This window comes from Mycobacterium sp. IS-1556, from assembly GCF_001499985.1.
Lineage (GTDB): Bacteria > Actinomycetota > Actinomycetes > Mycobacteriales > Mycobacteriaceae > Mycobacterium.
The window spans coordinates 84,794-93,165 of sequence record NZ_LQIM01000009.1 but is presented as its reverse complement, the minus strand read 5'-3'; the positions used below and the strand labels follow the sequence as shown (position 1 = coordinate 93,165).

At 68.3% G+C, this 8,372-nt stretch carries 8 protein-coding genes; all 8 read right to left on the bottom strand.

The window, feature by feature from the left end; translation table 11 throughout:
* Nucleotides 1-116: 116 nt before the first annotated feature.
* The 8 genes from smc to AU187_RS08430 all read right to left on the bottom strand — a co-directional run bounded on the left by smc (nucleotide 117) and on the right by AU187_RS08430 (nucleotide 8,325).
* Nucleotides 117-3,704, bottom strand: a complete 3,588-nt coding sequence (gene smc, locus AU187_RS08465; protein WP_172800189.1) for a chromosome segregation protein SMC — start codon at nucleotides 3,702-3,704, stop codon at nucleotides 117-119.
* 26 nt (nucleotides 3,705-3,730) lie between these two features.
* The gene (locus tag AU187_RS08460) at nucleotides 3,731-4,015 is read right to left on the bottom strand and encodes an acylphosphatase (RefSeq protein WP_059166569.1); all 285 of its coding nucleotides are present in this window, start codon (nucleotides 4,013-4,015) and stop codon (nucleotides 3,731-3,733) included.
* Complete coding sequence (locus tag AU187_RS08455) at nucleotides 3,999-4,415, bottom strand: OsmC family protein (RefSeq protein WP_059099635.1); 417 nt, start codon at nucleotides 4,413-4,415, stop codon at nucleotides 3,999-4,001. Before AU187_RS08455 ends, AU187_RS08460 begins: the two co-directional genes overlap by 17 nt.
* Before the next feature lie 213 nt (nucleotides 4,416-4,628).
* On the bottom strand, nucleotides 4,629-5,486 hold the full coding sequence (gene mutM, locus AU187_RS08450) for a DNA-formamidopyrimidine glycosylase (protein ID WP_059166568.1): 858 nt from the start codon (nucleotides 5,484-5,486) through the stop codon (nucleotides 4,629-4,631).
* Nucleotides 5,479-6,180, bottom strand: coding sequence for a ribonuclease III (gene rnc / locus AU187_RS08445; RefSeq protein WP_059166567.1), 702 nt, complete (start codon nucleotides 6,178-6,180; stop codon nucleotides 5,479-5,481). Before rnc ends, mutM begins: the two co-directional genes overlap by 8 nt.
* The gene (locus tag AU187_RS08440; protein ID WP_059166566.1) at nucleotides 6,173-6,748 is read right to left on the bottom strand and encodes a YceD family protein; all 576 of its coding nucleotides are present in this window, start codon (nucleotides 6,746-6,748) and stop codon (nucleotides 6,173-6,175) included. Before AU187_RS08440 ends, rnc begins: the two co-directional genes overlap by 8 nt.
* A gap of 43 nt (nucleotides 6,749-6,791) precedes the next feature.
* The gene (gene sepIVA, locus AU187_RS08435) at nucleotides 6,792-7,529 is read right to left on the bottom strand and encodes a cell division protein SepIVA (RefSeq protein WP_059099631.1); all 738 of its coding nucleotides are present in this window, start codon (nucleotides 7,527-7,529) and stop codon (nucleotides 6,792-6,794) included.
* 229 nt (nucleotides 7,530-7,758) lie between these two features.
* Nucleotides 7,759-8,325, bottom strand: a complete 567-nt coding sequence (locus AU187_RS08430) for a hemerythrin domain-containing protein (protein ID WP_059099630.1) — start codon at nucleotides 8,323-8,325, stop codon at nucleotides 7,759-7,761.
* Between the last annotated feature and the right edge of the window lie 47 nt (nucleotides 8,326-8,372).

The following is an 8,372-nucleotide window of genomic DNA, read 5'->3' as shown; positions in this document are numbered from 1 at the left end:
CGGTCACCGAAAACCCGGAACACACGGCAAACGCGAACCCAAACCAGCACCATGACTGTCAACGATGTCCCGAGACACCACAGAACGCTCAGCGCTCCTCGATGTCTACAAGCCGCCTAATTGGTGGCCGCGACCAATTCCTGACCACGCATCCGCTGGCTGATCACCGCGGTGATGCCGTCGTCGCGCATGGTCACCCCGTACAAGGCGTCGGCGACTTCCATCGTCGGCTTCTGATGCGTGATGACGATCAGCTGGGAGCGCTCACGCAGCTGCTCGAACAGGCTGATCAGCCGGCGCAGGTTCACGTCGTCGAGCGCCGCCTCGACCTCGTCCATCACGTAGAACGGCGAGGGCCTGGCGCGGAAGATCGCGACGAGCATCGCGACCGCGGTCAACGACTTCTCCCCGCCGGATAGCAGCGACAGCCGCTTGATCTTCTTGCCCGGCGGACGGGCCTCGACCTCGATGCCGGTGGTGAGCATGTCGTTGGGGTCGGTCAGCAACAGCCTGCCCTCCCCACCGGGGAACAGCGCGGAGAACACCCCACGGAACTCGCGTTCAACGTCGGCGTACGCCTCGGTGAACACCTGCAGGATGCGTGCGTCGACGTCATCGATGACATCGAGCAGATCCTTGCGCGCGCCCTTGACGTCCTCGAGTTGGGTGGACAGGAAGTTGTAGCGCTCCTCGAGCGCGGCGAACTCCTCGAGCGCGAGGGGATTGACCCGGCCCAGCTCGTTGAGCTCGCGTTCGGCCTTCTTGGCGCGTCGTTCCTGCGTCGCGCGGTCGAACGGCATCGGCGCAGGCGTGGTGACCTGCTCCCCGCGCTCGCGCGCCTGCTCGAATTCGGCCATCTCCAGTTCCGTGGGCGGCAGCGGCACGTCCGGGCCGTACTCGGCGACCAGATCATCGGTCGCCATGCCGAACTGTTCGAGGATCTGTTCCTCGAGCTGCTCGATACGCATTGCCGCTTGCGCTTTGGCGACTTCGTCCTTGTGCAGCGCCTCGGTCAGACCGTTGACCTTGGTGGTGAGCTCGTTGACCGCGTCGCGCGTCTTGGCCAGCGCCGCGGTGCGGTGCTGGCGTTCGGCGGCAACCTCGTCGCGAGCGCGTGACGCCACCGCCACCACGGCGCTCAACCGTTGTGCGACAAGGCGGCCCGAGTCCGCAACCGCGGCGGCCACCGCCGCTGCATGCTGACGCGATTCGCGGGCACGAAGGGCGCGCAGCCTCGCCTCGCGCTCGGCGGCCGCCGCCCGGCGCAGCGAATCCGCCCTTCCGCGAACGGCATTCGCGCGCTCCTCGGCGGTTCGCAGCGCCAACCGGGCCTCCACCTCGGCGCCGCGAGCCGTCTCGGCGGCAGCCATCGTCTCTTGCCGGTTGACGGGCTCGGCTTCGAACGTCGGCTCCTGCTGGGCGTTGTGCAGACGCTGCTCGAGCCCGGCGAGCTCCTCGACGGTGCGGGATCGGTTGGCCTCCAACTCGTCTCGCTGCTGGATCAGCCGTTGCCATTCGTCGTCGGCGGCGCGGGCCTCCTGGCCGAGTCGACCCAGCTGCTCGTAGATCGCCGAGATGGCGGCGTCTGATTCGTTGAGCGCAGCGAGCGCCTGCTCCGCGGCGTCCTGACGGCTGGCCTGTTCGGTCAGCGCGCCGGACAGGGCCGCCATCAACTCGCCGACCTGCCTCTCGGCTTCGGCCAGCTCGGAGCGGGCCTTCTCGACCTCCGAGGCGATCTCGAGCGTGCTGGGTTTGCGGTCCGACCCGCCGCTGACCCAGCCCGCCCCCACCAGGTCGCCATCGGTGGTGACGGCCCGCAGCTTCGGCCGCGAGGCGACCAGGTCCAGTGCGACGGCCAGCTCCGACACGACCACCACGTCTGAGAGCATCGCCCGGATCGCGCCCCGCAGTCGCGACGGCGCTTCCACCAGCTCCACCGCCCACACGGCGCCTGCGGGCAACGATTCAGCTTGCGGCGCTGCGTGTTCCGGCCAATCGCCGAGCACGATCGCCGCCCGCCCACCGTCGGACTCCTTGAGCGCCGCGACCGCAGCGCGCGCGGCACCTGGGCTTTCGGCGGCGACCGCGTCCGCGGCGGCACCGAGCACCGCCGCGACGGCCGCCTCGTAGCCGTTGCGCACCTTCACCAGGTTGGCGATCGAACCCAGAAGCCCTGCGCCACCGCGATTTTGCTGCAGCCAGGCCGCCCCGTCCTTGCGATCCAGACCGACGGAAAGGGCTTCGATACGAGCGCGCAGCGAGGCGACCTGACGTTCTGCGCCGCGCTCGGCGGCCTGCAGTTCGGCGACGCGTTCGTCGGCCAGCCGCAGCGCGGTCACCGTGCGGTCGTGGTGTTCGTCCAGACCGACTTCGCCGGCGTCGAGTTCGCCGACGCGGCTTTGCACGGTCTCGAACTCGGCCTGGGCCTGCTGGGCCCGGGCTGCGGCCTCGTCGATGCTGCCGGTGAGCCGAGCGACGGTTTCGTCGATGGACTCCACGCGGGTGCGCATGGTGTCGACCTGACCGGCCAGCCGGGCCAGGCCCTCGCGGCGGTCGGCTTCGGCGCGGGCCGCGGCCAGGTGCGCCCGTTCGGCTTCGGCGGCGACGCGCTCACGCTCGGCCAGCTCGGCACGGGCGCCCTCGAGCTTCGCGCGCGATTCGGTCAGCTCGTCAAGCAGTTGCCGTTCCTGCGCGGCGATCTCGTCTGCCTGGGCTTCCAGCGCATCGGGATCGGGGCCGGTCGACGCCTCGGGCTCGATTTCGAGGTGCTGTGCCCGCTCGCTGGCGATACGCACTGTGGCACTGACGCGTTCGGCGAGCGCCGACAGCGAGAACCAGCTCTGCTGTGCGGCGTCCGCGCGTTCGCTGAGGCCGGCGACCGCCGCTTCGTGGGCGGCCAGCTCCGCGGTCTTGGCCTCCAACAGCGTCGCGATCTCGTCATGCTCGCGGCGCAGCGTGGTCTCGGCCTGGTTGGTGTTCTCGAATTCGGCACGGCGCGTGACGAGGTCGTCGGCGGCCAGCCGCAGGCGGGCGTCACGCAAATCAGCCTGAATCGTCTGGGCGCGCCGGGCCATCTCGGCCTGCCGCCCGAGCGGCTTGAGTTGACGACGCAGCTCGGTGGTCAGGTCCGTCAGCCGGTTCAGGTTGGCCGACATCGCATCGAGCTTGCGGACCGCCTTCTCCTTGCGCTTGCGGTGCTTGAGGACGCCGGCCGCCTCCTCGATGAACGCCCGACGGTCCTCGGGCCGCGATTCCAGGATCTCCGAGAGCTTGCCCTGTCCGACGATGACGTGCATCTCGCGGCCGATGCCGGAGTCGGACAACAGTTCCTGGACATCCATCAACCGGCAACCGCTGCCGTTGATCTCGTACTCGCTGCCGCCGTCGCGGAACATCCGCCGGGTGATCGAGACCTCGGAGTACTCGATCGGCAGCGAGTTGTCGGAGTTATCGATCGTGACCGTGACCTCCGCGCGGCCCAGCGGCGGCCGCGACGACGTGCCCGCGAAGATGACGTCTTCCATCTTGCCGCCGCGCAGCGTCTTGGCGCCCTGTTCGCCCATCACCCAACTCAGCGCGTCGACCACGTTCGACTTGCCCGAACCATTGGGCCCGACGACGCACGTGATGCCTGGCTCGAAGCGCAGAGTCGTCGGCGAAGCAAACGACTTGAAGCCCTTCAGGGTCAGACTCTTGAGGTGCACGACGTGCCACACTACCGCCGCGCGGGCTACCGCTCGGTGAACCCTTCTAGCGAGTCGCGAGGTTCTGTGAAGTCGGCGACGACATTGTCGACCCGACCCGGCGCTTCACCGCTTTGCAGCAGGTCAAGTAGTCGTTGGCACGCTTCGCGGGGGCCCTCGGCGACCACTTGCACCCGGCCGTCGGGCTTGTTGGCCGCGAAACCGGTCAGGCCGAGTTCCAGCGCGCGCGACCGCGTCCACCACCGGAAGCCGACGCCTTGGACGTGGCCGTGCACCCACGCCGTCAGTCGTACCTCAGCTAACTCCTGCATCATGAACCTCAAAGGTCACTTTGGTCCCGGATTTCAGCGTGCGGCCGACGGTGCAGACCTGGTCGACCGCGCGCTCGACCACCGTGAGTACCCGCTCGACCTCGGCTTCCGACAAGCCGGACAGGTCGAGTTCCATGTGCTCCTCGAGCAGCGGGTACCGCTCCTGCTCGCGGTCGGCAGGCCCGGAGACGCGGATCGTCGCGGGGTAGTCGTCGCCGAGCCTGCGGCGCAGCGGCGCGTCACTGGCCATACCGCTGCACGCCGCCAGCGCGATCTTCATCAGCTCGCCCGGTGTGAAGACGCCCTCGACGTCCTCGCTGCCGACGAGCACCTCGGCGCCGCGCGAGCTACGCCCGGTGTAGCGGCGCTCGCCCGTCCGCTCAACCCACAGTTCCGTCATGCAGTATTTCTACAACGCTCGACGGGCGGGAATTCCGCTGCGGCCCGTCGGTGCTTACTCCTCAGACGTCACAGCGAGCCACGTTTCGCAGGGAAAGTGCGCGAAAACGACTGCGAAACGTCGATACGTGTGACGGCAGTGGTCTACGGGAACGCGCCCGCCCAGTGGACAGGGACATCTAGCCCGCCGGACGCCGGCCGCCCAGCGCGCAGCTTAAGCCCGCCTCGCCCGCGGCCGGGGTTGGCACCGTGGGCAGTAGAACGACGAGCGGTTCATGAACTTCTCCCGCCGCATCACCGCACCGCAGCGCCGGCACGGCTCACCTTCGCGGCCGTAGGCATCCAGCGACCGGTCAAAGTAGCCGGATTCGCCGTTGACATTGACATACAACGCATCGAACGACGTGCCGCCCTGCTCCAGCGCCTCCCGCATCACCTCGGCGGCCGCGTCGAGCACCTCCGCCAGCTTGGACCGGGTCAGCGACGACGCCAGCCGGGCGCCGTTGACCTTGGCGCGCCACAGCGCCTCGTCGGCGTAGATGTTGCCGATGCCCGACACCACCGTCTGATCCAGCAGCTGCCGCTTGATCTCGGAGCGCTTGTGCCGCAACACCGTAACCACACCATCGCGGTTGAACAGCGGATCGAGCGGGTCGCGGGCCAGATGAGCGACGGGCACCGGTACCTCACTGCCGTCGACGGTGACCATGTCGGTGAGCATCCAGCCGCCGAACGTGCGCTGGTCGACGAAGCTCAAGGCGGTGCCGTCGTCGAGCAGGGCAGCGATGCGCAGGTGATCCTCCCGCGGCAGCTCGCCCAGCAGCATCTGCCCGCTCATCCCCAGATGCACCACCAGCGCCGAATCGTCATCCAGAATCAGCCACAGATACTTTCCCCGCCGGCCCGTGCCGACGATGCGCGAGTTCAGCAGCCGCGCGGTCAGATCGGCGGGGCCGGCCTCGTGTCTGCGTACCGCGCGCGGATGGTGCACGCGCACCGCGGTGATCGTCTTGTCGACAACGTGCGCGGCCAGTCCGCGCCGGACCACCTCGACCTCGGGAAGCTCAGGCATCTACCTCGGCGGCGGTCAGTGCGTTCCAGGCCGCCGCGGCCGCCTTGAGCTCGGCCTCCTTCTTCGTGCGCCCGACCCCCGTGCCGTATTCGGTGTCGGTGACGATCACCGTCGCGGTGAATTCCTTGTCGTGGTCCGGCCCGGTGGAGGTGACGACGTAACTCGGTGCGCCCAGCCCGCGCGAGGCGGTCAGCTCCTGCAAGCTGCTCTTCCAGTCCAGCCCGGCGCCCAGGGTCGGCGCCGTGTCCAACAACTCGCCGAACAGCCGCAGGATGACCTGCCGCGCGACAGTGATGCCGTGCTCGAGAAAGATTGCGCCGAGCAGGGATTCGACACCGTCGGCCAGGATGCTGGCCTTGTCGGCGCCGCCGGAGTTTTCCTCTCCCTTGCCCAGCAACAGGTACGCGCCGAGCCCGCCTTCGGTCAGGTGACGCCCCACGTCGGCCAGTGCCTGGGTGTTGACGATGCTGGCGCGCAGCTTGGCCAGATCGCCCTCCGACCGGTCGGGGTGCCGGTGGTAGAGCTCCTCGGTGATGGTCAGCCCGAGCACCGCGTCACCAAGGAACTCCAGTCGCTCGTTGGTCGGCAGTCCGCCGTTTTCATAGGAGTAGCTGCGGTGGGTGAGCGCGATGGTGAGCAGTTCGTCGGGCAGGTCGACGCCCAGAGCCGCAAGCAGCGCGGCGCGCTCAGTCACGCGTGTCCTCGTCGAACATGCCGGCCAGCTTGGCCCAGCGCGGATCGATCCGCTCGTGGTGGTGTCCGGGTTCGGCTTCGGCCAGCGCCACGCCGCAGTCCGGGCACAGCCCGGCGCAGTCGGGACCGCACAGCGGGGCGAACGGCAGCGCCAAGCCGACGGCGTCGATGATGGGCTGCTCCAGGTCGACGGTGTCGTCGATCACGCGACCGACCTCGTCGGCTTCGGTGGTCTCGTCGGTGGCGCTGTCGGGGTAGGCGAACAGTTCGGTCAGATCGATCTCGACCTCACCGGTGACCGGCGTCAGGCACCGTGCGCACTCGCCCGCCGTCGGCGCGGAGACCGTGCCGCTGACGAGCACGCCCTCCGACACCGACTCGACCCGCAGGTCGAGCGCCAGCGGAGCGCCTTCCTCGATTCCGATCAGGTCGAGCCCGATCCGCGCCGGGGCGGGCACCGTCTCGGAGACGGCCATCATCGCCCCGGGCCGCCGGCCGAGCCGGGAGATGTTGATCACGAGCGGCGATTGTGACGCGCGATGCGCCGCCGCTTTGGCATGCGTCGCCATGACAATCGAGTTTACGGCGAGGATTTTTGGCGGCCCTCGGCGCTCAGCGCGCCGCGTAGTCGTGCGTGCCGGCGGCGGTGCGAAGCTGGTGTCGCCCGCGGCCGACCGAGCGCAGTGTGCCGTTGAGGAAGTCCTCGAACTCCGCGAGCTTGCTGTCGACATAGATGTCGCACTCTCCGCGCAGCCGGTCCGCCTCGGCGTGTGCCGAGTCGATGAGCCGGGTCGCCTCGGCCGTCGCGGTCTGCACGATCTCGGTCTGCGATACCAGCCGCTGTTGCTCCTTGATGCCCTCTTGCACGGCCTTCTCGTAGGCGAGGTTGCCGCTCTCGATGAGCCGGTCGGCTTCGGTCTTGGCGCGTCCGGCGCTGGCCTCGTACTCGCGTTTGGCGGTGGCGGCGATGCGGTTGGCTTCCTCGCGGGCCTCCCCGACCATCCGCTCGCTGTGCTGGCGGGCCTCGGCCACCATGCGGTCGGCCTGGGCTTTCGCGTCCGCCAGCAGCCGGTCGGCCTCCGCGCGGGCGTGGTTGAGCACCGAGTCCGCCTCCGCCGTGGCCGTCGAGACCATCGAGTCGGAATGGTCCTTGGCCTCGCGAAGCATCCCGTCGCGCGCATCGAGGACATCCTGGGCGTCGTCGAGCTCACCGGGAATCGCGTCCTTGATGTCGTCGATCAACTCGAGGACATCACCGCGGGGCACTACGCAGCCTGCCGTCATCGGCACGCCGCGCGCTTCTTCCACAATCGCGCTCAGTTCATCGAGCGCCTCGAAAACTCGGTACACGGCAACACCCTCCAGGCGTAGTTGACAGTTACCAGTGTGCCTGGTGTTGCCCGTGTGACTCGGCTTCCGCGTCGGTGTGTCGCTTCGGACCTCGTTCATCCTCGACAAACACCGGCGGTTGGCCGAGTCGCACCGCTACCCCAGACCGCAACTGCCTGCTGAATTGCTCGTGCGCATTATGTCAAGCGCGCGGTTGGCGCGACGATCGGGGAAGGCCGGCGCGCGGCGACTACTTCAGCGCTGCACCGATGAGGTCTCGGGCGCGGTCGAGCATCGAGGCAAACGGCCCAACCGCGAAGTTGGCCTTGGCCGACTCCACGCCGGCGTGCGGATGGGTCGGCGCGATCGCCTCGGCGGCCCGCACCGCCCCCGCCATCCGTTTGAGATCGTCGCCGTCGAGCTTGCGCTGCAGCTTGTTGAACTCCTCGTGCTCCTCGTGCTCGGCGTGCTCGACCACGTCGTCGCGGAACTTCGTCAACTCGTCGATGAACTCCTTCGATCCGAGGTCCATCTTCTCCAGCCGCGACAGGAACTCCTTGGCCTCGTGTTCCTCTTTGAGCCGTGCGTCGACGATCGAGTCTCCGTCGGCCACCTCTTTGCGGGCCCGCGGATGCACCACCATCTCCTCGGCGGTCTCGTGCACGGCGAGTAGTTGACGAAGATCGGTGAACGCCTTCTCGCGGGCTTTCGTATCCGACGCGCCGAGCACCTCATCGAACATGTCCTTGATCAGATTGTGTTGATCGGTGAGGAACTTCACGACGTCGTCGGTGTTCTGGACGAACGTTTCGACCATGGCAGAAACCTCCTGCGTTTTCGCTATTGGTGTGGGCGCGGATGGGC